Source organism: Glutamicibacter nicotianae, assembly GCF_016907615.1.
Classification (GTDB): domain Bacteria; phylum Actinomycetota; class Actinomycetes; order Actinomycetales; family Micrococcaceae; genus Glutamicibacter; species Glutamicibacter nicotianae.
Genome location: NZ_JAFBCH010000001.1, coordinates 24333 through 49837, shown reverse-complemented (window position 1 = coordinate 49837; position 25505 = coordinate 24333). Strand labels below are relative to the sequence as shown.

At 62.5% G+C, this 25505-nt stretch carries 27 protein-coding genes and 2 pseudogenes; 15 read left to right on the top strand and 14 right to left on the bottom strand.

Translation table 11 applies throughout. The features are described from left to right. The first annotated feature begins 13 nt into the window (after positions 1 to 13). Entirely contained in the window at positions 14 to 1675 is a 1662-nt protein-coding gene (locus tag JOE62_RS00270; protein WP_190265153.1) for a glycoside hydrolase family 13 protein, read from the top strand. A 121-nt stretch (positions 1676 to 1796) separates the two neighbouring features. Here the strand turns inward: JOE62_RS00270 and JOE62_RS16700 are convergent, their stop codons facing one another. Together JOE62_RS16700 and JOE62_RS00260 are read right to left on the bottom strand one after the other, a co-directional pair. Next, the gene (locus JOE62_RS16700) at positions 1797 to 2156 is read right to left on the bottom strand and encodes a CDP-glycerol glycerophosphotransferase family protein (RefSeq protein WP_204723165.1); all 360 of its coding nucleotides are present in this window, start codon (positions 2154 to 2156) and stop codon (positions 1797 to 1799) included. Between the two features lie 196 nt (positions 2157 to 2352). Then, positions 2353 to 2613 (bottom strand): annotated as a pseudogene (locus JOE62_RS00260) (transposase); the annotation flags it as partial. A 614-nt stretch (positions 2614 to 3227) separates the two neighbouring features. Between JOE62_RS00260 and JOE62_RS00255 the strand changes: the two are divergent. Continuing rightward, positions 3228 to 3422, top strand: a complete 195-nt coding sequence (locus JOE62_RS00255) for a hypothetical protein (RefSeq protein ID WP_204719446.1) — start codon at positions 3228 to 3230, stop codon at positions 3420 to 3422. A 41-nt stretch (positions 3423 to 3463) separates the two neighbouring features. Here JOE62_RS00255 and JOE62_RS00250 read toward each other — a convergent pair whose 3' ends face one another. From JOE62_RS00250 to JOE62_RS00240, 3 genes are read right to left on the bottom strand one after another with little or no spacing between them, the layout of a single operon-like run. Beyond that, a complete protein-coding gene (locus JOE62_RS00250; protein ID WP_204719444.1) occupies positions 3464 to 3856 on the bottom strand; it encodes a hypothetical protein in 393 nt (130 codons plus the stop codon). After that, positions 3853 to 4521, bottom strand: coding sequence for a glycosyltransferase family 2 protein (locus JOE62_RS00245; protein WP_204719442.1), 669 nt, complete (start codon positions 4519 to 4521; stop codon positions 3853 to 3855). The genes JOE62_RS00250 and JOE62_RS00245 overlap by 4 nt, the downstream gene beginning before the upstream one ends. Then, positions 4479 to 5414: a GspE/PulE/PilB domain-containing protein gene (locus JOE62_RS00240; protein ID WP_204719440.1), complete on the bottom strand. Its 936-nt coding sequence runs from the start codon at positions 5412 to 5414 to the stop codon at positions 4479 to 4481. The genes JOE62_RS00245 and JOE62_RS00240 overlap by 43 nt, the downstream gene beginning before the upstream one ends. A 94-nt stretch (positions 5415 to 5508) precedes the next feature. Here JOE62_RS00240 and JOE62_RS16145 point away from each other — a divergent pair. Then, positions 5509 to 6458, top strand: a pseudogene (locus tag JOE62_RS16145) (ISL3 family transposase); the annotation flags it as partial. 335 nt (positions 6459 to 6793) lie between these two features. Here JOE62_RS16145 and JOE62_RS00225 read toward each other — a convergent pair. Further along, positions 6794 to 7276: a hypothetical protein gene (locus JOE62_RS00225; RefSeq protein ID WP_204719434.1), complete on the bottom strand. Its 483-nt coding sequence runs from the start codon at positions 7274 to 7276 to the stop codon at positions 6794 to 6796. 134 nt (positions 7277 to 7410) lie between these two features. Then, positions 7411 to 7890: a hypothetical protein gene (locus JOE62_RS00220; protein ID WP_204719432.1), complete on the bottom strand. Its 480-nt coding sequence runs from the start codon at positions 7888 to 7890 to the stop codon at positions 7411 to 7413. 173 nt (positions 7891 to 8063) lie between these two features. Between JOE62_RS00220 and JOE62_RS00215 the strand changes: the two genes are divergently transcribed. Both JOE62_RS00215 and JOE62_RS00210 read left to right on the top strand, forming a co-directional pair. Beyond that, entirely contained in the window at positions 8064 to 8585 is a 522-nt protein-coding gene (locus JOE62_RS00215) for a MarR family winged helix-turn-helix transcriptional regulator (RefSeq protein WP_204719430.1), read from the top strand. Between the two features lie 273 nt (positions 8586 to 8858). Next, positions 8859 to 9158 (top strand): hypothetical protein, encoded by a 300-nt coding sequence (locus JOE62_RS00210; RefSeq protein ID WP_204719428.1) that lies wholly within the window; start codon positions 8859 to 8861, stop codon positions 9156 to 9158. Positions 9159 to 9246: 88 nt separating this feature from the next. Here JOE62_RS00210 and JOE62_RS00205 read toward each other — a convergent pair whose 3' ends face one another. Beyond that, entirely contained in the window at positions 9247 to 9507 is a 261-nt protein-coding gene (locus tag JOE62_RS00205; RefSeq protein WP_204719426.1) for a GlsB/YeaQ/YmgE family stress response membrane protein, read from the bottom strand. 391 nt (positions 9508 to 9898) lie between these two features. On the opposite strand from JOE62_RS00205, the gene JOE62_RS00200 reads away from it, so the two are divergent. Then, positions 9899 to 11938, top strand: coding sequence for a glycerophosphoryl diester phosphodiesterase membrane domain-containing protein (locus JOE62_RS00200; RefSeq protein ID WP_204719424.1), 2040 nt, complete (start codon positions 9899 to 9901; stop codon positions 11936 to 11938). Positions 11939 to 11948: 10 nt separating this feature from the next. Here JOE62_RS00200 and JOE62_RS00195 read toward each other — a convergent pair whose 3' ends face one another. Next, positions 11949 to 13181 (bottom strand): glutaminase, encoded by a 1233-nt coding sequence (locus tag JOE62_RS00195; RefSeq protein ID WP_204719422.1) that lies wholly within the window; start codon positions 13179 to 13181, stop codon positions 11949 to 11951. Positions 13182 to 13408: 227 nt separating this feature from the next. Between JOE62_RS00195 and JOE62_RS00190 the strand changes: the two genes are divergently transcribed. The 3 genes from JOE62_RS00190 to JOE62_RS00180 all read left to right on the top strand — a co-directional run bounded on the left by JOE62_RS00190 (position 13409) and on the right by JOE62_RS00180 (position 15165). Further along, positions 13409 to 13606, top strand: a complete 198-nt coding sequence (locus tag JOE62_RS00190; protein ID WP_204719420.1) for a cold shock domain-containing protein — start codon at positions 13409 to 13411, stop codon at positions 13604 to 13606. Between the two features lie 342 nt (positions 13607 to 13948). Further along, a complete protein-coding gene (locus JOE62_RS00185) occupies positions 13949 to 14269 on the top strand; it encodes an antibiotic biosynthesis monooxygenase (RefSeq protein ID WP_204719418.1) in 321 nt (106 codons plus the stop codon). Between the two features lie 95 nt (positions 14270 to 14364). Continuing rightward, entirely contained in the window at positions 14365 to 15165 is an 801-nt protein-coding gene (locus tag JOE62_RS00180; RefSeq protein WP_204719416.1) for an IclR family transcriptional regulator, read from the top strand. 17 nt (positions 15166 to 15182) lie between these two features. Here the strand turns inward: JOE62_RS00180 and JOE62_RS00175 are convergent, their stop codons facing one another. Next, the gene (locus tag JOE62_RS00175; RefSeq protein ID WP_204719414.1) at positions 15183 to 16769 is read right to left on the bottom strand and encodes a GMC family oxidoreductase; all 1587 of its coding nucleotides are present in this window, start codon (positions 16767 to 16769) and stop codon (positions 15183 to 15185) included. After that, positions 16766 to 17215 carry a gluconate 2-dehydrogenase subunit 3 family protein gene (locus JOE62_RS00170; RefSeq protein ID WP_239543076.1) on the bottom strand — a complete coding sequence of 150 codons (450 nt, stop codon included), beginning with the start codon at positions 17213 to 17215 and terminating at the stop codon, positions 16766 to 16768. Before JOE62_RS00170 ends, JOE62_RS00175 begins: the two co-directional genes overlap by 4 nt. A gap of 416 nt (positions 17216 to 17631) precedes the next feature. Between JOE62_RS00170 and JOE62_RS16420 the strand changes: the two genes are divergently transcribed. The 4 genes from JOE62_RS16420 (at position 17632) to JOE62_RS00150 (ending at position 21469) form a co-directional block, all read left to right on the top strand. After that, the gene (locus JOE62_RS16420) at positions 17632 to 18135 is read left to right on the top strand and encodes an SDR family NAD(P)-dependent oxidoreductase (RefSeq protein ID WP_204719410.1); all 504 of its coding nucleotides are present in this window, start codon (positions 17632 to 17634) and stop codon (positions 18133 to 18135) included. After that, on the top strand, positions 18123 to 18419 hold the full coding sequence (locus JOE62_RS16415) for an SDR family oxidoreductase (protein WP_204719408.1): 297 nt from the start codon (positions 18123 to 18125) through the stop codon (positions 18417 to 18419). Before JOE62_RS16420 ends, JOE62_RS16415 begins: the two co-directional genes overlap by 13 nt. 663 nt (positions 18420 to 19082) lie before the next feature. Then, positions 19083 to 20429, top strand: coding sequence for a hemolysin family protein (locus tag JOE62_RS00155; RefSeq protein WP_204719406.1), 1347 nt, complete (start codon positions 19083 to 19085; stop codon positions 20427 to 20429). Next, positions 20426 to 21469, top strand: coding sequence for a hemolysin family protein (locus tag JOE62_RS00150; protein WP_204719404.1), 1044 nt, complete (start codon positions 20426 to 20428; stop codon positions 21467 to 21469). Before JOE62_RS00155 ends, JOE62_RS00150 begins: the two co-directional genes overlap by 4 nt. Before the next feature lie 88 nt (positions 21470 to 21557). On the opposite strand, the gene JOE62_RS00145 is transcribed toward JOE62_RS00150, so the two are convergent. Both JOE62_RS00145 and JOE62_RS00140 read right to left on the bottom strand, forming a co-directional pair. Further along, complete coding sequence (locus tag JOE62_RS00145; protein ID WP_338085724.1) at positions 21558 to 22778, bottom strand: MFS transporter; 1221 nt, start codon at positions 22776 to 22778, stop codon at positions 21558 to 21560. Positions 22779 to 23014: 236 nt separating this feature from the next. Next, the gene (locus JOE62_RS00140) at positions 23015 to 23449 is read right to left on the bottom strand and encodes a hypothetical protein (RefSeq protein WP_239543074.1); all 435 of its coding nucleotides are present in this window, start codon (positions 23447 to 23449) and stop codon (positions 23015 to 23017) included. A 331-nt stretch (positions 23450 to 23780) separates the two neighbouring features. Between JOE62_RS00140 and JOE62_RS00135 the strand changes: the two genes are divergently transcribed. After that, positions 23781 to 24827 (top strand): iron-containing redox enzyme family protein, encoded by a 1047-nt coding sequence (locus JOE62_RS00135; RefSeq protein WP_204719400.1) that lies wholly within the window; start codon positions 23781 to 23783, stop codon positions 24825 to 24827. Then, positions 24824 to 25039, top strand: a complete 216-nt coding sequence (locus JOE62_RS00130; protein ID WP_204719398.1) for a CDGSH iron-sulfur domain-containing protein — start codon at positions 24824 to 24826, stop codon at positions 25037 to 25039. The genes JOE62_RS00135 and JOE62_RS00130 overlap by 4 nt, the downstream gene beginning before the upstream one ends. A gap of 45 nt (positions 25040 to 25084) precedes the next feature. Here the strand turns inward: JOE62_RS00130 and JOE62_RS00125 are convergent, their stop codons facing one another. Continuing rightward, positions 25085 to 25459 carry an ArsR/SmtB family transcription factor gene (locus JOE62_RS00125; RefSeq protein ID WP_038992981.1) on the bottom strand — a complete coding sequence of 125 codons (375 nt, stop codon included), beginning with the start codon at positions 25457 to 25459 and terminating at the stop codon, positions 25085 to 25087. Between the last annotated feature and the right edge of the window lie 46 nt (positions 25460 to 25505).

Here is a 25505-nt window from a genome sequence, read left to right as displayed (position 1 = left end):
GGAGGACACCACCGTGCCAACCGCACTGCAGACAGCCACCGCCCTCGACGCTGACTGGTGGCGGCAGGCAGCCGTCTACCAGATCTACCCGCGCTCCTTCGCCGACGCCAACGGAGACGGCATCGGGGATCTGAAGGGCGTGACCTCCCGGGTGCCGTACCTGAAGGCCCTGGGCATCGACGCCGTCTGGCTCAGCCCCTTCTATCCCTCGGCCCTGGCCGATGGCGGCTACGACGTCGATGACTACCGCGACGTGGACCCGAAGATCGGCACCCTTGAGGACTTCGACGAGATGACCGCCGCCCTGCACCAGGCCGGGATCAAGGTCATCGTGGACATCGTGCCCAACCACTCCTCCGACCGCCACACGTGGTTCCTGGAGGCCGTTGCGGCCGGACGCGGCTCGGCCGCGCGCGAGCGCTTCCACTTCCGCGAGGGGCGCGGCGCGCAGGGCGAGCTGCCGCCCACCGACTGGACCGCTTCCTTCGGCGGCCCGCGCTGGACGCGCGTGGCGGACGGCCAGTGGTACCTGAACACCTTCACCCCGGAGCAGCCGGACTGGAACTGGGACCACCCCGAGGTGCGCGAGGACTTCCTGCGGACCCTGCGCTTCTGGTCGGATCGAGGGGTGGATGGATTCCGCGTGGACGTGGCCAACCTGCTGGTCAAGGACCTGCCAGAGCAACTGCCTAGCAAGGACGAGCTGGCCCAGCTGGATCGGACCAGCGGCACCCACCCGCTCATGGACCGCGACGAGGTCCACGAGATCTACCGCGAGTGGCGCAAGGTCTTCAACGAGTACGACCCTCCGCGCTTTGCGGTGGCCGAGGCCTGGGTGGAAACCGCCGAACGCCGCGCGAAATACGCCTCCCCCGAGGGGCTCGGCCAGGCCTTCAGCTTCGACCTGCTGGTCGCCGACTTCGAGGCGGGGCAATTCCGGAGCATCATCGAGCAGAATCTCGAACAGGTGCGCGCCACCGGATCCACCTCCACCTGGGTGTTCTCCAACCACGATGTCACCCGCCACGCCACGCGCTACGGCCTGCCGCCGCTGGCCGGGCGCACGGTGAAGCAGGGCGTGGAATGGGTCAAGGCCGGAGGCCCCGGCGCAGCGCTGGACCGCCAGGGCGGGCTGCGGCGCGCCCGTGCGGCGACGCTGCTGATGCTTGCCCTGCCCGGTTCGGCCTACCTGTACCAGGGCGAGGAACTCGGCTTGCACGAGGTGGCGCAGATTCCGGCGGAATCGCGCCAGGATCCATCGTTCTTCCGCGGCGCGGAATGGGACGGCCTGGGGCGCGATGGCTGCCGGGTGCCCCTTCCGTGGACACCTCAGGGAAGCTCCTTCGGCTTCGGGGCCGGCGGCGCCCATCTCCCCCAGCCCGATTGGTTCGCCGAGTACGCCGCGAGCACCCAGGAAGAAGCCGCAGGCTCCACCCTGAACCTCTACCGGCAGGCGCTGGCGTTGCGCCACGAACTGCAGGGAGCGGAAGAGCTGGAGTGGCAGGACACGGGCAACGACCAGGTTCTGGCTTTCACCCGCCCGGGCGGCTGGCTGAGCGTCACCAACTTCGGCAACGCACCAGTCCAATTGCCTGACGGCGAGCTGCTGCTGGCGAGCCAGCCGGTCCACGGCCGTACCTTGCCGGCACACACCACGGCCTGGCTGCGCGCCTGACTGCAGCCCGGGACTTATGCCGTTCCGGGCAGGCATTCCTGCCCGGGACGGCCCGTCATTTTACGAACTGTCCAAAACCGAAAGTCATCTCACACCAATATGATGACCCACCAGATCACGACTACTTGGACTTGAAGGTTGGATTCCCAACTTCGAAATCAAACAAGGGGCTATCAAGCCTTACTATCTCCCGGAAAACTCGCTCAGAAGCCTTCCCGTCCAGGAGTGGCAGAATTCGCTTCAATCGATCAGCGTACTTCTCATCCAATCCCCACTGATTCCTGGCTTGCGCACGAAACCACCTAGACAGGTGCGCCGATTGCTCAAAGACCGGCCCAAATCCGTGCTGGACGTAGTCGAACCATCCCTCAGCAAAGGTATGACCAGGACCGATGATCATACGGCGGTCAAATTGAAAGTAGGCGACCGGAACACCCGCAATTGCAGCCTCTGTCGCAATCGACGAGTAATCAGTAACCAGCGCCTTGCTAGCCCAAGTTTTTCATGAGGACTCCGCCGGCCGCCGAATTCCGATACCAAGGGGTTCTCGGCGGCAGTTCCTGACTCTGTTCATGCCAGATAGCGACTTGACGCACCGGCGCTGGGTGCCAGGCTCCACGCACCCGGACCAAACGGAGTCCTTTCAAAATTTCAGAAGCAACAGAGCAACCACCAGTTCAGGCAGCCAGCAATCCGTGGCGCCATCGCTGGAACAACGAGTCGATGCCGTCAATCAGTTGGCATAGAAGTTGCGCTTCTGGTGCACTTTCGGGGATCAACAGCCGGCGCTGCCGGCCGCCAGAGACAATTTTCCCGGCCATTGAGAACAGCCGGTACCGCCACCGCTTCACATCCCAGCAGCCTGCCTCATGCCCGCCGGGCAACACGACCAGCTGCAGCCATGAGACCAAATTCAGTGCGAACATCGCCAGGTTGGCATCGATCTTGCCAGCGGGTAACCAGACCTGCCAAGACCATTAAAGAAAATGTGATCCTTTGAACTGGGTGGATGATGATTCGACACCACTATTTTCCCAGTTCAGGCCGCCTTTTCTCCTTTTAAGCCAGTTAATGACTGCCGCCTTCATGAAATACCCGGGCTAGCCAGCTGGAATATTTCAAGGCACCCCGAGTGGGATCAGCTGCTGATCGCCGGGATCACCGTGCGGGAAATCACCGATCTATGCCACCGCGGTACCACCACCATCCACGACCACCTGCGACGACGCGATCATTATGAGCCCGGCTTCCGCGCCAAGCACGACGCTGCAGCAGCCTCACGCTACAAAAGCAGGCCTTCCAGCATATGGAGGCGTCAGGCTAACGAATTAGCAGCATTCCATGCTGCGCACACAAGGCTTCCGCGCAGCACCGGCGACCGGGCCGAACGTTCCTTGCACCATTGGCATCCTGGGTGACGTTCGCTTTGCCGGGGGATCTTTGATGCCGCCACCACGTAATTGCGGGACCGAGGCAGATGATTTCAGACTAACCAGGGCAAATGATGGCTAGTCTATTGATTTTTCAACAGGCCTCGTGAAGAGTCGACCTCATGCGCACCTACATGATTGTCGTCCCCAGCGTCATTGTCGCGTTTGCCGCGAATGTGGCGCTGGATATTCTTACCGATATCCCGATGCTTCTTCGATGGGTCCTGGCTATCGCCGCTGGCTTGGTCGTGACCTATGTGGTCAGCACCATTGCAAACCGCAGGCAACGGTCAATCAATAGCGATCAGGCGAAGTAACAGCGCCATCAACGCATTCCATGGCAGTGCAGGGCTCAAGGTTATCCGGGTGTCGAGGAACGCTGGGCCTTCGCCTTTGGCGGGGCAAAACTTTCCTCCTCGTCGAGCCCATGCGGAGTTTTTTCCCAGACATGCGGAGTGCGTGCCATCTGGTACGCAGCGCGCCAGTCAGCGATGGAGTGCAAGACCCAATAGGCCGGGTTCAGCACCGCGAAAACGGCCACCCTGGCCCCATAGTGGCGCCAGGACACCAGCCCCGAAACCAGAATCATCATGGCATTTCCAAAGAGCATGGTCGCCCAGCCCAGCCCCAGCAAACCTGTGGGAAGTTGCAGCCCAATAAACCGGACTCCGACATAGGTGAAGATCGTGAATCCGAGAACCAGCGGATAGGACAAGAACGCCAGCGGAGTCCTGGCAATCAGGCCGATCATGCCCACTGCTTCCCGAACCCGGTACGCCGAACGAATCGCAGGGGACGACGCATATTGACGGCAGCCGTGATCATGAAACCCTTGATCCACCGGGTGCGCTGCTTGATCCATGCCGGGACCTTGGAGCAGGCTTCCTCCCAAGTCGTCGAGTCGATGATCCCCACCCGGAAACCCCGCACGCTGGCGCGCAATCCCAGATCCGCGTCCTCGGTGACATTCCACGGATCCCAGCCGCCGAGCTCACGCAACTGCGCAGAGCGGAAATGATTCGACGTTCCGCCCAGCGGCAGCGGGATCCCGGTGCCCTCCATGCCAGGCAGCATGGAATCGAACCATTGCGAGTATTCCACAGCAAACATCCTGGTGAGCACGTTGTGCTCGGCATTGAAGTAATTCAGGGCCGCCTGGACGCACACCAGTGGTCGGGCAGTGGGATCCACGTCGCGTCGAATTCTTTCATCCTCGCGGAAAGCAGCAATGGCCAGTCGTAACTGGTCCGGTTCGGGGCGGTCCTCGGCATCGTAGATCACGCAGAACTCGCCTCTGGACAGCGCCAACCCGTAATTGCAGGCGCGGGGCTTGGTCTGCGGCACGCCTCGGGGCACCACCAGGATCCGCACGTTCATTGGCGGGGCTGCGGCCTTGGCGGCCGCGATCGTTTCCACGTCATCTTCCTCCAGCAGCAGCAGGACTTCGAGCTTGGAACGGGGTAGTCCAGCGCCCCGATATTGTCCAGCAGCTTCGCGATGATATTGGCCTCGTGGAAGGCTGGGATCAAGATGGTGTAGACCGGCAATTCATCATCCGGGATGCGTCCGCCGCTATCGACGGCGACCCCTAAATCCTTCCGCCACCGCTGCAGCAGCCGCGCGCCCAGGCGTTCGCGGGCCCGTTGGATCGGGGCGTTGACGCTGGCCAGCGTCTTGAACAGGATGCTGGAGACAAAACTGATATTCGCGATGAACAGCACTACGATCAGCGTAAGCCGCACATCAAGTAGCAATCCGGCGGCCAGCGCCGCGGCCAGCAGCACCGGCAGCACTTTCTGCCAGGTCGTCAGTGCCACGCGCGCCGAGGCTGAGGGCTCCTCGGCAGAGAGCTTATCGGAGGCGTCATAGAGCATTTCACGGCGGAACACGGACTGCAGCGCCTGCTGCATGTCGCAGTCGGTGGCCGCCACAACCCGCACAGGTGTGCCCAGGCGCTCTTCGGCTTCGGCCACCATCAGCTCGGTCGGACGGTCGCAGGTGACGATGATCGTGCTCTCGCCCTCGCGACGGTAGGGTATCCATGCGGAGGACAGTGCCGAGGTGTGGTCGAGTTGCACAAGCAGATCCAGTTGCGGCGGATCTGCCACCGGGTCCACCAATTCGGTCTGCCATTGCGCGGACAGCACACGGTAGATCGCGCGGCGGTCGACCGAGCCGTTAAGCGTCAGGTGGCGGTCCAGCTGGCCGCCTTCGCGGCGCTGGTCCGCCAAGGCGAGGTCGATCGCCGCTTGATCCACCAGACCATGCTCGAATAGCAGCTGCCCCAGGGGCATGGAGGGAGTATTCATCAGTCGTTCCTTTGCAACACGGCATGCGTGGGTGAGCTGTAGACGGTGTGGTACTGCGCCCGGACTGACGGCATCCTGGTCAACGCCTGGTCCTTTGAAAGGGATCGTGTGCCAGCACTTGAGCATGTCCCGGGTCGCGGACGGGCTGGGTGTTTCGTGGAATACCGCGAATGCTGCGGTGCTGGCTGAGGGGGCAGCGGGTGCTCATCAGCGGTCCGACCCGTTTTGACGGAGTCCAGGTAATCGGGGTGGACGAGCACGTGTGGCGCCATGCCCGATACGGAGACAATTACGTCACGGTCATCATCGACCTGACCCCGGTGCAGCAGCGGAGCGGACCGGCACGGCTGCTGGACATGGTCCAGGGAAGGTCGAAGCAGGTGTTCAAGTCCTGGTTGCAAGAGCGGGACCCGGCTTGGCGTGCCGGGGTGCAGATCGTTGCGATGGACGGGTTCACCGGGTTCAAGACCGCGGCGGTGGAAGAGCTGCCGCATGCGGTGGAGGTGATGGATCCGTTCCATGTGGTGAAGCTGGCCGGCACTGCGTTGGAGAAAGCGCGGCAGCGGATCCAGCATGAGACGCTGGGATGGCGGGGCCGGAGCAAGGATCCGTTGTATCGGGCCCGCAAGACGCTGCTGACCGGCTAGGAACTGCTCAGCGAACGTGGCAAAGGGCAGCTGGAATCATTGTTTGCTGATCCGGGCCATCGGGTCGTGCAAGCGACGTGGAAGGTTTATCAACGGATGGTAGCCGCGTACCGGGCTCCTTCCCTACGGGAGGGGAAGGAGCGGTTGAGGGATTTGATCCATGACCTGGCCTAAGGAAATGATCGAGGTGAGGTCCTTGGCGACAACGTTGAAGAACGGCGCGTCGGATATCTTGGCGTATTTCGATCATATGGGGTCATCGAACGGGCCAACCGAGGCGATCTATGGGCGGTTGGAGCATCTTCGAGGTTCGGCGTTGGGGTTCGGGAACGTCTCGAATTGCATCGCGAGGTCCCTGCTGGAGTCTGGTGGGTTCAGACCGGTGTTACACCCTTGATTGCGAAGAGCCCCTTTTCCATGCGTCGGGGAAGCAGGCTACCGAATGAGCGACTGCGGGAAAAGTGCCTTGAGGCCGCCGGCGCTGAACAGATCTTCGCCTGCGGATGTCGTCATTCCAACAATGGGCATCAACGCTTTATGGGTGATGCCTTCACGCTTTCTCGGCCTGGTTCTGGCCGCTGAGTTGTGTAGGGTCCTGGTATCCGCAAACCTGGATAGAGGACCGAGGCCAACAACTAGCCCCAGACGGAGCCCGGTTCTGGCTTGCGAGCCGTCCCACGGGGGTATTGGCTGGCTGGCCAGGGGAATGAGCCAGAACCGGGGTTAAGGTGTTTACCTGCTAGTGCCCGCCGCGACGCGCTCGGCTCCAGATTGGTGTGCTGGCATCGGGTATCGAGCCGATGAGGTGGTTCCCGACTGCATCGCGGGGCAGGCCGGGATCTTGTGGGCGACGGCAGTGTTCTTCCAGAATTTCACGCGGAACTCAGCAATGAGCTCGGTTGCCAGGCGTTCGAAGAACTCTCCCATGGTGAGTCGATCAGCGCAGGCCTTGGTGACTTTCAGTGCTGCTTGGGGGACGGTGACATGCATCATGTGCAGTTCCTCGGTCTGCGGATCGAGCATGGCCACCAGCACTGCGCGGCCAGGGATCGATGCCATTCCCATGGCATCGTTGAGCGTTTCGTCCGGCTGGGTCATGACGATCGGCATTCCCTGCGCCCAGCCGTAGTCGGACAGGTGGGCTTTGCCTTCACGGGTGGCGAGAAAATCAGCGACTCTGACTGCGGTTCGGGTTCGTACGATTCGACCTGGCATTTTAGATACTTCCCTTTCTTGCACTGCTCATGAAAATAGCGATGTTGACGTAAGGCTCCGCGGCGGGATGCGCTTTGGAAAGGTTCTTTCGTTTTGGTGCTGCCGCTCTTAGCGGGCGGCGGGTGCTGCAGGTCCTAGGCCATGCTCAAATCTGCAGGGGATGCATCTGATTGACTTCCCGAACTGGCGGGTTCGAGACCTAACCCGGGGGTGGGGGTCTGCTTCGGTGCGGCGAAAGGCTGATCGAGCCAATGCGCGGGGAGTTCGGCCTCGGGTGCGTGCTCTGGTGCTGCGAGAAGGCTCTCCTTGCCCGCGACGGCGAACTGCAGATTCTTCACCTCGAAGCGGACACCGAGCGCTGTTTCCATCTGCGGCAGGAGGGTGTCGTTGACGTACTGCATCAACTCGGACACCTGGTCTTCGCTTTTTGCCGTGCATGCCAAGTTGATGACCAGCTGCTCTGGGGAGCCGGTAATGGTGCATATTGCTGAATGCACGGTATCCCGGCTCTGGCACTGTTCAGAGGCGAAGGTGGCTATCTTCTGGATTCGCGTGCCCCACGCGCTGCCTTGCTGCGGGGAGGTTTCTACGGGAACTGCTAAGGATTCTTTCATCTTTCACTCCGGTACTGATAGCTGTTTCGTAGTAGAGTATATTTAGATAGGCTAACTATTAGCTAGGTTACATGAATTTTTCGGTGTTAGGCAAGCTGGACCTCGCGGAAAGGCATTGGAAGCCCCGGGGGTTGCAGGCATGGCGTTCGTATCCGGCGGAAGGAGTTCTTCTCATGAGCAGCTATCAAGCCAGCGGGTATTGGTATGGCGAGGGCGGTTCGGTGCCCGAGGCAGTGGATTTGCTGAATCTGATGCGCAGGTACCGTGAGGCCGAGCGCAGGATGCGAGCTGCGACCCGCGGTTCGATGGGGATGAACGAGACCGATATGTCCGCGCTGCGATTCCTGCTCGCCGCGCACCGCAAAGGGGTGACTCCCCGCCAGCGCGATTTTGCTGAGGAACTGGGGATTTCCAATGCTTCGGTGTCGGTATTGATCGACCGGTTATGCCGCGATGGGTATGCCGAGCGTGTCGTGCATCCTGCGGATCGGCGGTCTGTGGGAATTGTGCCCACGGATTACAGTGATACGGAAGTTCGTGGAACGCTGCATCGGATACATGAGCAGATGATGGATGCCGTGGGTACGCTCTCCGAAGCCGAGCGGGTTGCGGCAGCCAAGTTCCTGGAGGCTATGATCCGCAGTGTCGAGATCGATGACGAGCCAAGCCGGCCTTCTGTGGCAGGGGCGCGGTGAGGGAGAGTGCCCTGCTTTCGCGGTAGGCGCAAGGCGCAGGGCATGTGATTCGCCCATGGTGCGCAGCGTGGCTGCCGGCTTGACTGCCAGCTTTGCCGCGGGGCGGTCCTGGCTGGTCGGCTAGGGAATTTATCGGGCGAGTGCCAGATGTGCGAAAGAGCCCATTTCCGGGTTTCTGGGGAAAAGCTTATGGCTGCTGCCATGGATAACCCAGGGCCGTAGGGTGGGAGCAGCAAAATTATTTAGCCGGTCTAACAAGTTAGGATGATGCAAATGAGACGAAAGCACCTTGACGTCAGTGTCAGCCATGACGAGTTCGAAGATCTGAATAACGCTCTGGAGGACCATCGAGATGGTTTCAAGAGGATGGCCGAAGAGGCGGCTAATGGCTTCGGCTTGGAACCGGAATACTGGGAAGGGCGAGCTGTGGAAGTCGAGGGTCTGCGCGAGACGATTCACGAGCACAGTACTGACGAGCTCGAACAGGGCGAGTCTTCCACCAAAGAAGCGGACACTGGCCCCGAGGTCGATTCGGCTCGGGATCGGGACTTCGAGTCTGATTCTCGTCAATGAACATCCGGCGCAGGCATGCCAGACGCGCTTCCTCGCACGGTAACGGTCCACCGCGATTCCGTGGTGGACCGTTGCTCTGCAGGTGCAGTTAGGCACGCGTTCGCCTGAGCACTCCCCAAATGACCAGTACGATCAACGAACCGCCGATGGCCAGAAGCCAACTGGACAGGGACCAGAACTGATCCACTCCTTCACCGAAGATGGCTGAGCCGATCCAGCCACCTACGACCGCGCCGACGATGCCCAGCAGTAAAGTAGCGAGCCATCCGCCGCCCTGCTCTCCGGGTTTGATGGCCTTGGCAATAGCACCGGCTATCAGTCCCAGAACGATCCAACCTAAAATACCCATGAGCTCTCCTCCATTATTTTGTATCGGGTCTTGTTCGTCGTCGGCGACACTCGCCCCTTGTCCCGCAAGTTACCCGCAAGTAAGTGCCACTGGCTGATTGCTGGAAGATTCCTGATGGCTGAGGGAATGTGAAAGGGGCGAAAACGCCATTGCGTACTACCACGTTCAGAGGGTGGGAGGCAAAAGTCCTCACGCTGCAAAAAGAGCAACATGACCCGGCTGCCGGGCTAGTAGGACGCTATCTGGCTTTCTCGGAAAAGAAAGCACTGTGAGAGCCTAAGAATGATTGACTGGGGATATTGATTAATATCTTATTGATATATCAGTGACCTGGTTCACACAGCAGGGAAGATCGAGCTGGTGGTCAATAGGTTTGCGGAAGATTACGCGCATGTGGTGCCAGCAAGGGAGGTGGGTCCCGCAGGCAGGGTGGCCTGGCCGTTCAGCTTTCATCCAGCAGGCGCACGGCGAACGGAAGATCGCGGCGATAGAATTGCAAGCAGCCGCCGAGGCGTTCCCGGCGGGCGGAAAGGCAAATCAAGCAGTGGCCCCCAGGATTCCATCGAGCAAGCACAGTGCGAACTTTCCTGCCGCTGCGCTGCCCTCGGGTCGCGGGCTGCCCTTCCTGAAGCAGATCCTCAGCTTCCTGCTGCGCGTGCTGAAGCTCAGCCATGTGCGGGTGCTCCGCTACCTTGCGGTCATCGCCGCCCTGCAGGCCGCCAATGGCTTGCTGGTCATCCCCGCGATCAAGTACCTTTTCGGGCTGGCGCTGGAAAGCAGCAACCTGGGCAACGTCACCGACCGCACCTACACCGCGCTGCTGGCCCACCCGGTCTCGGTGCTGCTCCTGCTGGCCATTGCGGTGCTGGCTCTGGGTGCGGTGAGCGTGCAGTTCGTGGCGCTGATCGTGATGGTCAACCGCCAGCAATCCGGGCAGACTCCCAATCTGCGGGTCGTGTACCGCGAAACCGCCTCCTGCCTGCGCCGGATGCTGTCCTATCCCTCGCCGCTGATGATGGCGTACTTCTTCCTCGCCCTGCCCCTGGGTGGCCTGGGCCTGTCGTCCGTGCTGATCCAGGGCGTGGGCATCCCGCCGTTCATCACCCGCGAGTACCTCAAGGCGCCGCTGAGCACCGGCCTCTACCTGCTGATGATCGGCGCGATCATCTATGCCAACCTCCGTCTGGTGCTCACCTTGCCGCTGCTGGCCGTCGGACCGAAGAAGCCGCTGGCCGCCCTCGGCGCCAGCCTGAAAGCCACCCGCGGCAACAGCCTGCGCCACCTGCTGCTGATCGGGATCCCGCTGGGTGCCAGCGCCCTGAGCGCCTCGCTGCTGGTCGAGGTGCTGGTATGGATCTCGGATCTGGCCACCGGGCTGCTTAGCGAGCAGGACTCGGCGCTGGTCGCGACCTTGTGCATCGGCGTGGGCCACACGCTGGGCTTCCTGCTGATCGGGGCGGCGACCGTGGTGGCGATCCAGGTCGTGGTGGCCCTGTGCCGCGAGCATCTGGAGCTGCCGGTCACCCTGCAGGAACGCTCGCAACGGCATCGCCGCGCGCAATCCCTCGTGCTGAAGGCAGCGGCCGGATCCGCGGCCGCCGCACTGGTGCTTTCGGGCAGCCTTGCCGCCTCCCCGGCCCTGGGGCAGACCGCAACCGGAGCCGGGGAAGCGAAGATCCTGGCCCACCGCGGCTACTCGGCCGGCGGGGTGGAGAACACGCTGGCCGCCCTGGACGCCGCTGCGGCGCATCAGGCCGATATCGCCGAGGCGGATTTCCAGGAAACCGCAGACGGGCATTTCGTCGCCAGCCATGACACCAACCTGCTGGTGGTGGCAGGGGTGAACCAGAACATCCATGAGATGACCCTGGCCGAAGTCCGGAAGGTCACGGTCCGCGAAGGCGACTTCACCGGCCGTATCCCCACCATGCAGGAATACCTGAAGCGCGCCGAGCTGCTGGGCATCCAGGTGCTCGTGGAACTGAAAGTCACCGGCCATGAATCCAAGGACTATCTCACGCGCTTCCTGGCGCAGGCCGATGCCGCCGGAACAGCCACGGAGAACATCTACCATTCGCTGAACCCCCGTGTGGTCAAGGAAATCAAGCAGCGGCGCCCCGAGCTGCGGGTCGGGCTGACCGTGGCCATGAGCATGGGCGGGCTGCCGAAGACGAAGGCCGACTTCTACACGCTGGAGCAGGCATCCTTCACCCCCGAGTTCCTGGCCCAGGCCCATGCGCTGGACCGCGAGGTGCATGTCTGGACGGTCAACGACGAGTCGAGCATCCGCGAGCTGCTGGGCGCCGGCGTGGACGGCATCGTCACCGACAACGTCGAGCTGGCCATCCGCGACCGCTACCTGGTGGCCAACCATCCGGCCGCGGACTACAGCGTCGGTTCCACGCTGGCCTACCTGGACATCTTCCGCTAGCCTCGGCTGCTCAGGGCGTCTCCGGATAGGTGCCGTCACCCAGATCCGGATCCGCCAGGGACTGCAGCGGATCATGCAAGATCACCCGGCGCCCCTCATCGCGCAGCCGGCGCAGCCCCTCCAGCGTCATCCGCCGGGCCACGTCGGTGAAGGAGAACACCCGGGAGATATCCAGGTGCGCCGGCCCGTCGAAATCCGATGCGGCGAACAGGTCGAGCAGCTCGGCCGCGGCGGTGAACTGCACATTGCCCTGTAAGGTGAACGTCTCGCGGGTGCCCCCGCGCCGCACATCGACGACGTCGAGCCGTCCATGGCTCGGAGCCAGCAGATGCATGCCCATATCCGTGGAGAGCCTTTCGAAGGCCCGCCGCGATCGCTGGCTGTTGCCGTGCGGATCCAGCCGCGGCGAGAACGCGCCGATGCCCACCTGGTCCGGCAGCACGCCCACCAGCCCGCCGGCCACCCCGCTCTTGGCAGGGATCCCGACCCGGGTCAGCCAGTCGCCGGCCCCGTCATACATGCCGGCCACCGCCATCACCGACATGACCTGCCGGGCGGTGGCCTCGTCCATGATCCGCTCGTGCGTGCACGGCTGCACGCCGCCGTTGGCCAGGGTGGCTGCCATCGCCGACAGGTCGGCCACCGTGACCAGAATGGAGCACTGCAGGGTGTAGCCGGCCACCACCTCATGCGGGTCATCGGCAATGATCCCGTGCTTGCGCAGCATATGGGCCATGGACAGGTTGTGGTCGGCGGTGCCCAGCTCCGAAGCGAAAACCGACTCGTCGATGCGCAGCTGGCGTCCGGCCAGTGCCGAGAACAGCTGAAGGGCCCGGTCGACCCGTTGCTCGCCGGTGGCGTCGGCGCCGACCAGCAGCCCGTGGGCGGCGATGGCCCCGGCGTTGATCATCGGGTTCTTCGGCCGGTTGGTCCCGGCTTCCAGCGACAGCTCGTTGAACGCCTCGCCCGAGGGTTCCACCCCGATGCGCTCCAGCACCTGCTCCAGGCCGCGGTCCATGATCGCCGCCGCGTAGGCGAAAGGCTTGGAAATGGACTGGATGGTGAACTCGATGCCTGCATCCCCGGCCGTGTAGGTGCTGCCCATGGCGGTGGTCACGGCCAAGGCGAAATAGTCGGGATTGGCTTCGGCCAGCTCGGGAATGTAGCCGGCGCGCTGCCCGGAGGTGTCATCGCGCAGCGCATCGAGCACTTCGTGGAGGTAATCGGGAATCGGATTCTTCATGGTGCCATTTCCTCTTGGATCTCGGGCGGATTCTGCCATTGTTCCGGTTACGGCCCAGCCTATCGGCAAGAGCGCCCCATGCCGTGTGCCCATGCTTATGGCAGGTCAGGAAGTGCCTGCAGAAGTTGCTGGAACTCTGCGACGTTCTGCCGCGCAGGGCTCTTCCCGTGCGGGGACTTCTATGGGGCCAAAAAGCTGGCCCCGATCATGAGGAGAGTGATCATCAAATGCAAGCTGGCCACGCGTGCAATTTCGGCTTCATCGAGCCTTCTGGCGGATCCGCCGATGCCTTCGCCAATTACAGCGCAATTCAGCGCTTCGGATCCATGAGCGTCGAAGAAGGCCAATCAGCCGAAGACAAGGTTGAATCGGGACCGGATTGTCCCCATGCAACGAATATCCAGTTTTTTAAGCGCGCCAGGTAAAACTTGGAACAGGGCAGGACGAGCATGATCTGGCCCCGTAGGCTGGGCTAGCCAAAAATAGTCCTGCACCGGATTAGCGGGGCCGCCGGAGGCTGCCGTGATGGGCGATGAGGATCTGGCCGGCAACCACTCGCTGCTGAGGCTGCTCTGATTTGGATTTCATTGCCACTATCGCGCCTTGAGTCTCGGACAGGATGGCCGCTGCAGGACACTATTGTCCTCTTGGGATGGCCGCATTCTCGCCTGCCGATAATGCGTATAGGCCCAGCCGCGCGGCACCGGGGAAACTGGCATTAGACCCTGTTTCTGCAGGGCTGTGCTACTTACCGAAAGGACGTCATCGTGTACTTTATTGTCGTTAAGTTCAAAGTCAAGCCGGATTACTCAGACCGCTGGCCGGATCTGGTGCGAAGTTTCACCGAGTCAACCCGTGCGGAACCAGGCAACCTTTGGTTTGATTGGTCGCGCAGCCTTGAGGACCCCAACGAATTCGTTCTGGTTGAAGCTTTCCAGGACGACGCAGCTGGAGACCACGTGGGCAGCGACCATTTCAAGCAGGCCATGATCGACATGGCGCCGGCCTTGGTTGAAACTCCGCACATTATCAGCCGGCAGATCGAAGGCGATACCTGGGATCGCATGGGCGAATTGGAAATCAGCTAGCAACTTTTGCGATGAACCCTGAAATTGCTGGGGCAAGGCCAGCGGCAGCTGCGACTCATATTGAAGTTCCCAGCTCACCTCGACAAGATGGGGTTATGGGATATAACGATTCACTAGCTGGCCTTGCTTCAGTTCAAAAAGCATTCGCCTTGCTGGACGTGGTGGCCGCGCATAACCGGGGTATGGCCGCCAAAGAGATCGCTGCAGAACTGCAGATGCCCTTGCCCACCGTTTATCGCCTGCTCAAGACCTTGACCCTGTCGGGCCACCTGGTCCACCTGCGCGATGAAGGGCTCTATGCCCTGGGTTACAAGCTTCACGCCCTGGATAACTCGTTGCGCCGGCAGGTAGGCACCCCGCCTTCGGTGGCGCGCTTGATCCGCGAATTGCATGTGCGGGCCGACGCCGCCGCCTACTACGCAGTGCACCGCGGGGAAGATATCGTGGTGGCCCACGTCGTTGAGTCGCCACTGCGCCCGCGCATTACCCCCATGGGCTTCGGGTTCAACAATGGTGCCCATGCCACAGCCTTCGGCAAAGTGCTGTTGGCGGCCATGGATGCCGAACGCTGCCACGCGTACCTCGACAAGCACGGCATGCCCGGAATGACCTCCGCGACCATCTGCGATCCGCAGGTCTTTGCCGCAGAACTGGACGCCGTGCGCGAGACCGGCATTGCCATCGAACGCGAAGAATTCATCCGAGGCGCCTCCTGCATGGCCGCCCCGGTAACCACGGGCGCCGGGCAAGTCATCGGATCGGTGGCAGTTTCCATGGACCCGGCAGAATTCCAGACCCGCCACCGAGACGTCTCCGTCCTGCTGCGCGATGTGGCTTCGCGGGTGAGCCGCGCGCTGCGGGGCACCTCGATGCTCGGCGCAGCTGGCGCCGACTGACGAGGTGCCCGGACAGCCTACAACTTGGCCTGGGCCATTTGCTCGACGATGTACTCGGCCTGGCGGATGGCTAGCGCCACGATGGTCAAGGTCGGGTTGGCCGCGGCGCCGGTGGTGAATTGCGAGCCATCGGAGATGAACAGATTCGCAACATCGTGGGCCTGGCCGAAGGCGTTGACCACCCCGTCTTCCGGACGCTGGCTCATTCGCGCCGTACCGAGGTTATGCGTCGAGGGGTACGGGGGCGTGTGATGCGTGGATCGCGCGCCCACTGCCTCGAAGAGCAGCGAACCCTGCTGGTAGCCGTGCGCTCGCATGGCGATGTCATTGGAGTGGTCGTCAAAATGGACATTCGGCACCGGCAGGCCCAAGCGGTCGGCCACGGTGTTGTTCAACGTGATTCGATTGCTTTCCTGCGGCATATCCTCACCGGTAATCCACATGCCCGCAGTGTTCAGGTAATCGTCCAGCAGCGTAGTGAATTCCGGCCCCCAGCCGCCGGGCTCCACGAAGCTGGCGAGGAACGCCGGCCCCAGCGCGATGGTTTCCATGTAGTAGCCACCGCAGAACCCACGGTCCGGATCATGGCGGGATTCGTCGGCAATCAGCCCGGCCATCGTCTCGCCCCGGTGCATGTTCACCGGCTGGTCGAACTTGGCGTAGACGCTGCCGGTGGTGTGGCGCATGTAGTTGCGGCCCAGCTGGCCCGAGGAGTTCGCCAAGCCATCGGGGAACAGCGGCGAAGCGGACAGCATCAGCAAGCGAGGGGTTTCAATGGCGTTGCCGGCCACCGCCACGATGCGGGCTTTCTGGCGCTGCGGGTTCCCTTCGGAATCGATGTAGATGACTCCGTCCACCTTGCCGGCAGCGGTATGGGTGACTTGAACAGCATGCGATTCGGGACGCAAATCCAGCAGGCCGGTGCGCAGCGACTTCGGGATCTCCGAGACCATTGTGGACCATTTGGATTTGTTCTTGTCGCCCTGGAAGTTGAAGCCATCCTGAATGGATGCTGGCCGGCCGTCGTAGGGTTCGGCATTGGTTGCGTAGGGCCCGGTGGCGTACTGGCGGTAGCCCAGGCGCTGGGCGCCATTGGCGAAAACCTTGTAGTTATTGTTGGCCGGCAGCGCGGGACGCCCGTGGCGGTGGGTGCTGCCCATTTTCTGCTCGGCACGGTCGTAGTACGGTGCCAAATCGTCCAGGGTGATGGGCCAGTCCAGCAGGTTGGCCCCGTCGATCCGGCCGTAGGTGCTGCGTGCCTTGAACTCATGTGCCTTGAACCGCGGGGTGGCCCCGGACCAGTGGGTGGTGGTGCCTCCGACCGCCTTGACGATCCAGGCCGGCAGATTGGGGAAGTCGCGGGCCACGCGCCATGACCCAGAGGTGGTTCGCGGATCCAGCCAAGCCATCTGGTTGAAGGCTGCCCACTCGTCCTGGTGGTAGTCCTCATTCTTCAGATACGGGCCGGCCTCGAGCATGACCACCTTGACTCCCTTGGAAACCAGCTCATGGGCCAAGGTTCCGCCGCCGGCGCCGGAGCCGATGACGACAACTACCGAGTCGTCGTCATGGTCGTGCACTGCCGATTGCTCTTCGGTGCTCATCGGGTTGTTCCTTCCTCGAGGATTCCTGAATCTCCCAGGACGTTGTCCACGGGCTTGCTGCTGGTTTCTGGTGCGTAGGCTTTCACGGCATAGGGAAGCGGGCCCTGGTCTTGCACGGGCTCTCCGCTTTCCTCGATGCGCGGTTCGGGCAACCAATTCAGATCATTGAAACCGCGGTTAACGTAGCCGCCCTTGGAGAAGGATTCGCCTTCGTAGCCCAGGGCCTGATGCACTTCGGGGTCATCGTAGAAATTGAGGACTACAGTGCGGCGGATGAAGGCGAAGAACTCCAGATCCGCGATACGCTTGAGCGCCGCCAGTGCACGGTCATCGGGTAGATCCAGGAAGTGCTCTTCGCTGAGCGTATCCAAGGTCATCAAGCCCTGGGTCAAAGCCATGCGGAACCAGCTGGATTCGGCTGAAGCCTCGATGATTTTCTCTGTCATGCGCTCGTAGGGCCCATTCGGGAACTGCGGGTGCGGAAACGAAACCCGAATGATCCGGGTCAAGATCCGCCGAGCCTCATCCGAGAGCTCCAGGGCGTTGAGAGATGAATATTTTGCTGGGAACACCATTGTTGTCACCTCGATTATTAGACGGTTAGGTCAGTTCCTGCGCTGATTCTGCAGGGAAACCGGCAGTGAAGCCTTACTTGGATTATGTAACGCACATCACGGTACTGCCAGCGTCGTTATCGGCTGGTGAGAATGGCCCGACAACGCGCTCGGCGTCGCGTTCCGGGCATTATCGCACTGCGAGAACGAAGCTATCCCCGCAGCGAGCGCGGGGCCCGAGCTGGGCAGACTCGACGGGCTAAGGGTCCGCTTCAAAGTCCGAGCAGCATCTATCAGGAGGAATCACCGTGGCAGGATCCACCGCAGCGGTCGGACTCATCACCGGAGCAGGACGAGGGATTGGAAGGGCTATCGCCGAGCCTCTGGCTGATGACGGGCAGGACATCATCGTTGCCGATATTCCGGGTGCCCAGAAGAATGTGGATGAGGTCATCGCCGCCGTCCAGCAGCGTGGACGCCGTGCAGTCGGGGTGGCCGGAGACGTGTCGAACCCCGAAGGCGTGGAGCGGATGATCAAGGAGGGTACCGAAGCCTTGGGCGACCTGACGGTGTTCGTGGCCAACGCCGGCATTGCGCAGGTTGACGAGATCCTGGACGTGAAACCCGACGCGTTGGACCGCATACTCGACGTAAACATCAAAGGCGTCTTCTATTCCTGCCAGCTGGCGGCCAAGCGCTTCATTGAGCAGGGCAGCGGTGGGAGAATCATTGGCGCGGCATCCATCGTTTCTTTCCGTCCGTTTCCCATCCTCGCCTCGTATTCGGCCCCAAATCGGCGGTGCGCGGACTGACCCAAGCGGCCGCCATGGAGCTCGCCAAGCACAACATCACCGTCAATTCCTATGCACCGGGCGTGGTGGGAACCGCGATGCGGAGTTTGATTGACGAGCGGCTCACGGCGCGTGAAGGAACCCCGAGAGGCAGTGCCCTGCAGGCGCAGGTGGACAACATTCTGGCTGGCCGGGTTTCCGAGCCGGAGAACGTCGCAAAGCTGGTGAGTTATTTGGCAGGGTCGGACTCGGAACACATGATTGGCCAGACCGTCTTGATCGATGGCGGCATCAACTTCTCCTGACCCATGGGCATTGAAGAGGTTCGCCATGGAGCACTGTAGCTCCGCGGCGAACCTCTTCTCTGTTGGGTGAGCCGGCAAGCGACCGGCGCAGTGCTCACCGCCCAGCTCCCGCCGGGCATTCGCGCATCTTCAAGCTCGCGGTAGTCAGTTCTTCGATCTCCGCATTCTTGAGAGCCCTGCCTGTCGATGGCGATATTCTTCGGCGTAGTTGAACTGCGGGTCCAGGTCGTTGGAAGAAGCCAAGAGCAATTCGCCAGTGAGCCACGCCCGTCAGGAACTGGTGAAGACGGTAGTGCTCGGAAATGGAGCTTCTCCTTCTTGGGCGCCATGCGCCGGACCAGCGTCTTCCGCGGACTTAAAAGAAGCCAATGGATCTGAACCGAAGATACAGGTTTTGTTGCATCTCCGGCATAGCCGATCAGCTCGGCTGCCGGTAATCTTGTGAAATCTCTATGCAAGAGCAGGGGATTGGGAAAACAATTGTACGGTTCAACCAATTTGGCGCGCAGTATGCCGGATAATTGATGGAACACAGCAGGCCGGAGGAAGATACCCCGGCCGGAAGGGAATGATGGACGCTTCAGGCGACAGTAGATCTCATAGTTCCAGCCCTCTGCCCGGCATGATTGCCGGCCAGGCTTCGAAGGACAGGGGGTGCAGATAATGGAATGGATTTCTCTGGCTTTGGCCGTGCTCCTCATTCTCGGATGCGGGCTCTTCGTAGCCGCGGAATTCGCGTTGATCACGGTTAACCGAAATCAAGTCAAGCAGGCCGCCGCCGATGGCGACCGCCGCGCCCAGGGCGTGCTCAAGGGCATGAGCACCCTGTCCACCCAGCTTTCAGGTGCCCAGCTGGGCATCACCCTGACCAACCTCGGCATCGGCTTCCTGGCCGAACCCGCCATTGCCGCTCTCGTGGTGGGCCCGCTGCAGGACGCAGGCCTCGACGCGGCCCTGGCCCGCACGGTCTCCGTTGCCATCGCGCTGGTGCTGGCCACGATCCTGACCATGGTCTTCGGCGAGCTGGTCCCCAAGAACCTGGCCATTGCCAAGCCCTTTGCCACCGCCAAGGCGGTAGTTGGCTTCCAGCGCGGCTTCAGCACCGTCACCAAGCCGTTCCTCTCATTCTTCAACGGCAACGCGAACTGGATTGTCCGCCGGCTCGGCATCGAGCCGCAGGAAGAACTGGCCTCCACCCGCTCCGCCGAGGAACTCGTCGCGCTGGTGGGGCACTCCGCCCGCGAGGGCGTGCTGCCTTCGGAAACCGCGGAGATGCTGCGCCGGACCGTGGCCTTCGGCAACCGCCGTGGCCACGACGTGATGACCGCCCGTTCGCGGATGATCACCGTGACCGCGCAGCAGAGCGTCGAAGACGTGCTGCAGCTGGCCGCGCAAACCGGGCATTCGCGCTTCCCGCTGGTGGCCGAGGACGGCCACCGGGTGCTGGGACTGGTGCATATCCGCGCCTTGCTCGCCGTGCCTTTCGAGCAGCGCGCGCACACCGCGGTGGGGGACTACGCCCAACAGGCCCTGCTGGTCCCGGATACCATCGAGCTCGATGAGCTGATGGACCAGCTGCGCGGCGGCGGGATGCAGCTGGCGGTGCTGATCGACGAGACCGGCGACGTCGCCGGCATGCTGACCCTGGAAGACCTTGTGGAGGAGATTGTCGGCGAAGTGCGCGATGAGCATGACCCGCAAGACTCCAGCGTCCAAGTCCTTTCGGAGACTAGATGGCGGCTGGATGCGGCGCTGCGCCCGGATGAAGCCAGCGAGCTGCTGGGCTGCCAGATCCCCGAGGACTCGGACTACGAGACCTTGGCCGGGTTGCTGACCGTGCAGCTGGGCCGCTTCGGCCAAGTCGGCGACGTGGTCGCCCTCGTAGTGCCCGGCGTTCCCGGCGGGCCGCGCAAGCAGCTGGAATTCACCATCCAGGCCACCGATGAGCAGCGGATCGCCGTCGTTGACGTGGAAGTGTCCGAACTTGATGAGGAAGAGGCCGGGCGATGAGCGATCTAGTCGGAATCCTTGTGACGATCCTGCTGCTCGCAGCGAACTTCTACTTTGTCGGCGCGGAATTCGCGCTGATCTCGGCACGCCGAAGCATCATCGAGCCCAAGGCGATGGCCGGCAGCCGCAGCGCCAAGCTGACCCTGTGGGCCATCGAGAACGTCTCGCTGGTGATGGCCGGCGCCCAGCTGGGCATTACCGTCTGCTCGTTGGCGCTAGGCTATGTCACCAAGCCGCTGGTGAAGTACGCGGTGGCCGGTCCCTTCGAGGCCATCGGGATTCCTGAGGGCATGATCGATGCGCTGTCCTACGCGATTGCGCTGATCGTGGTCACCTACCTGCACGTGGTGCTCGCCGAGATGGTGCCGAAGAACATGGCGCTGGCCGGCCCGGAGCGCATGGCGCTAATCCTCGGCCCGAGCATGGTGGTGCTGGTGAAGATCCTGCGCCCGGTGCTGTGGCTGATGAACGCCATGGGCAACCTGGTCCTGCGGATCTTCGGGGTGGCCCCGAAGAACGAGGTGGCCAGCACGTTCACCCGCGACGAGGTCTCCTCCATGGTGGCAGAATCCCGTGAGGGCGGTGTCCTGGATGAGCAGGACGAGCAGCTGCTGATGGGCGCCCTGCACTTCGATGCGCGCAGCATCGAGTCGGTGGCGATCAGCTTCGATGAGGTGCAGACCTTGCCGGTGGATTGCACGGTGGCCGATATCGAGTCGGCGGCCGCGCACGGCTTCTCCCGCTTCCCGCTGGTGCAGGCCGATGGCACCCCGGTGGGCTATGTCCACGTGAAGGACGTGCTGGGTGCCGATGCGCATACCCGCGAGCGGCCGCTGCAGCCCAGCGACATCCGAAAGCTGCCGTCCTTTGCCCCGCAGCAAAGCGTTCGCACCGCGTTGCAGGAAATGCAGCTCTCCGGTGCCCACCTGGCGCTGGTCCGCGAAGGCGGAACCGGAAAGGTCACCGGCATGGTGACCTTGGAGGACATGCTCGCAGAGCTGGTCGGCCAGATCAGGGATGAGCGCCGCAGCGCGCACTAGCGGCACAGCGCAGAAAGAATGCAGGGAAAAGGGGCTGGAGGCAGGACGGGAAACCGTCCTGCCTCCAGCCCCTTGCTGGTAGAGGGCGTCAGTGCGCCTTGGCGAACGGCGAATTCCTGCGCGAGAGCACCAGTGTCAGCGAGGCGCCGAGCAGTGCGAAGAACGTGGTTAGCCACCAGGTGGCATTCCACCCTCCGGTGAGCGTCGCCGTGGCTGCGAGCAGCATCGGGCCGGTGAAATTGCCGATATTGAAGATCTGCTGGGTCAAGCCCATCGAGGCAGGGGCCGAACCGCCGGGCGGAGCCAGGTCGACCACCACGCGGGTCATGGTGGTCGGGACGGCTGCTCCGGCCAGCGAGAAGAAGCCGACGCAGACCATCTGGATCAGCAGCAGCTCCGAAGGGTAGTCGATGGCGAAGGTCAGGATGGAGGTCAGTGACATCAAGGCGAAACCGGTGAGCAGCAGGGTGCGCCCGTTGATCCCGCGCTGGAGCAGCGCGCCGCAGATGATCGCGCCCACCGCATTCAGCCCGCCGATCACGGCTGAGGCCAATCCACCGGCCACCGGATCCAGGCCGAATTCCTCGTAGATCGTGGGCAGGAACCCCACTACTGCCATCCATTGCACCGTATAGCAGCCGAAAATCAGTCCGCTGATCCACACGCGCGGTGCCCGGGCGGTGATGGCAATGCGCCGGGCAGCTTCGCGCAGGGCCGCCGGACCCGAGGGCCTATCCGCTGCCACGAACTTCAGTATCAGCGGAATGGGCAACAGGGTGATGAACGCGAGCAGGCCCCACCACAGGTGCCAAGACAGGTGCTGGAGCACCAGTGCGGTGGAGAAGACGCCGATGAAGGTGGCCATGCCCATGTAGGCGGCCCACCACCCCACGGCCATGTTCAGGTTCCTGATCGGGGCATGCAGGCGCACGAGTCCCGGCCCCATGACGGTGGCCATGATGACACCCGCGCCTTCCAGGATGCGGGTGGCCAGCAGCAGCGGCGCGCTGGGGGACAAGGCGCCCAGCGTGCTGCCCAGCACCAGCAGCAGCAAGCCGAGGATCAACGTGCGGCGCTGGGAGATGACTTCCGAGAGCAGGGATACTGCCAGCCCGCCGGCCATGCCGGCCACCTGGACCACGCCCAGCAGCACGCCGGAGAAGACCAGCGAGAACCCCAGTTCGTCCTGGATCACGGTCAGCGCGGGGGCGAGCTTCCAGATGTGCAGGCCGGCCATCACACCGGAGGCCACGATGATGATCCAGGCCGCGTTGGTCTGTTGCTGGACCTGTTCCATTTTGGCTTGCACTGCCGCCGATGCCTCCTCGCATAGGACGCGCCAACTGGTGCTCGGCGCTACTTTCCACTTCGGATTGTGGCACGGGCCGGGCAGCGATCCGGCATTCGTGTCATTGAACGGGAAAGCTCGTGGAAGGAAATTCCGTCCGGACCCAGTAGTCCAAGACGGAATCCGCGATCGGGATGGCGCGTGGCGCGTGGCGCGAGAGGGAGCGTTCCGATAGCTGTCCGGGCTGGCCCGCCGGGCTAGCCGATGTCAGTCGTCGACCGAGTTGCCTGGACAGGCCTGTCGTTGCGGACAAAGCAGGGAATTTCATGCAGTGCCGCGCTATGGGACCAAAAAGCTACGCGAAACGGCATCAATTTCTCCGTGCGGTGCATGTTGCACAGTTCGCTGATTGTGGTTCCCGCTGGCAGTGGCGGAACATTGGGAAAAAGCGGGCTGGGCACCGTGATGTGCCATAGCTGCAGCTCATCGGTTTGGCCGTCATCGACAACCATGAGCACTGCCCGTCCATGGACCGATACGAAGCCCATGACTTCATCTACTGGATCGGCGTATTGGGCGAATACCACCGGCGTCCCCTCGAACCAGCCGTACGAGGTGAGAAGGGTTCTTGCCTCAGGGCAATGCAAAAGTTCTTCGACGCGTTGCATGGCGCGAAAACGGCGTTCGGGCATGTTCATATAATCCTCCGCTGATGGCAGCTCTCCGAAAGGGGACCGCCCACGAAACCCTGTGGCGCGAAGCCGAGGGATCCCCGGGTTTCGCCATTGGCGCTCGGTGATCATCGTGGAGTGTTCTTCTGAGGATACCTCATGCCACGCATGTGGACACGAATTCCGCGGAGCGCAGCCGCACCCGGCCAGGCGACGGAGTTCAATCGATTGCCTGCCTTGGCGGCTTACCTTGGCCTTTCCTCCTAATGATGGTGATATCCGGGGGATGCTGGCACGATCATCCTCAAGCCGCTATTGCCGGCTATGCAACCAGCGACACCCAAGGAGCGTCATGCATCTGCCCGTACCCAGCGGAGACCTGTCCCGAGAGCTGGCCAACGCGTTGCTGTGCAACCCCTCGGGAGAACACGCAGCCTACCTGCCAACGGTCGCAACCGGGCGGTTGGCTTCGGCTTCGGATGTGCTTGACGACGGGGACCTGCAGTTGAGCCTTTTCATGCTCTATGAGCTGCACTATCGGGGTTTTGCAGGCGTCGATGATCGCTGGGAATGGAACCCTGGGCTGATTTCGCTGCGGACCCAGATCGAGGAGGCTTTCGAGCAAGCGCTTCGCGAGGCTGCGGGCCCGGTTCCAAGCGTGGAACCCAGCTCCTCGGAGGTGGCCCAAGCGCTGTTTGCGCTCGCTGCGAGTGATGCCGGGCCGTCGGTCTCGAAATTCATCCAGCGCAAGGCCAATGCCGCCCAGGCACGCGAATTCTTGATTCTGAAGTCGATCTATCAGCTGAAGGAAGCTGACCCTCACACCTGGGCGATCCCGAAACTCGAGGGACGTGCAAAAGCTGCGATGGTGGAGATCCAGGCCGATGAATACGGAAATGGGCATCTGCCTCGAATGCATAGCGAGCTGTTCAGGCAGACGATGAGAGGGGTCGGCCTGCGTGATGACTTCGGTGCCTACATCAATCGCATTCCGGCGGTGACGCTGGCGGCTGTCAACATGATTTCGCTCTTCGGCATGCACCGGCGCCATCGGGGAGCCATCACTGGGCACTTGGCGCTGTACGAGATGACTTCCTCGATACCCCAGGCGGCTTATGCCCGCGGCTTCCGGCGCCTGGGCTATGAATCTGCGGTCACCGATTACTTCGATGAGCATGTGGAAGCTGATGCGGTCCATGAGCAGATCGCCGGCCGCGACCTGGCTGGGGGACTGGCTGAAGACGAACCGGAGCTGGTCCCCGACATACTGTTCGGAGCCCAAGCCGCGGCGGCCGTTGATGCGTTGGCCGGCGAACAGTATCTGGACGCGTGGGAAGCTGGCAGATCGGCGTTGCTTGCCGGGGCCGAGGCCGAGGCCGGAGCTGGGGCAGTCGCATGAGCGGCGGGAACCGTGCCTCGGAAGCGGCCACCATTACAGTGTGCCCGCAGGGACCCTTGCTGCTCAGGGGAGATTTTGAAATCGTCGATGCCGAGGGGCAATCCATTGAAGCCCGGCAAGGGCCCGTAGCGCTATGCCGCTGCGGGGGCTCCGCCATCAAGCCCTTTTGCGATGGCACGCATAAGCTCACTAAGTTCGAGCGCCCGAAATAGGGCACTCGCCCGTGCCTGCAAGCAAGGGCCGCGTGGCAAACCCGCCTAGGGCTTAGGCGCCAAGCTGGCGCCAAGGGATTCCAAGGCGCCGGGGACCACGGAGAAGTAGGCCCAGACCCCGCGCTTCTCGCGGTGCAGGATCCCGGCATCCACCAGGATCTTCAAATGGTGCGAGACGGTGGGCTGCTTGAGGCCCAGCGGCTCGGGCAGGTCGCAAACGCAGGTCTCGGCTGCCGCGCTGCTGGAGACGATGGACAGGATGCGCAGTCGGTTGGGGTCGCTCAGCGCCTTGAATCGCAGTGCCAGCAGTTCGGCTTCCTCGGCGCTCAGGATTGCCTCCCCGGGGGATGGCACGCAGCAGGCATCGGCAGCCGGCGCGGTGCACGTGCCGTCGGCAGGATTCGCGGTGGCTGTGCTCATGGACCTCGGCTCTTTTCTTGTCTTGGCGTCTTGGTCGGCGCCAGAG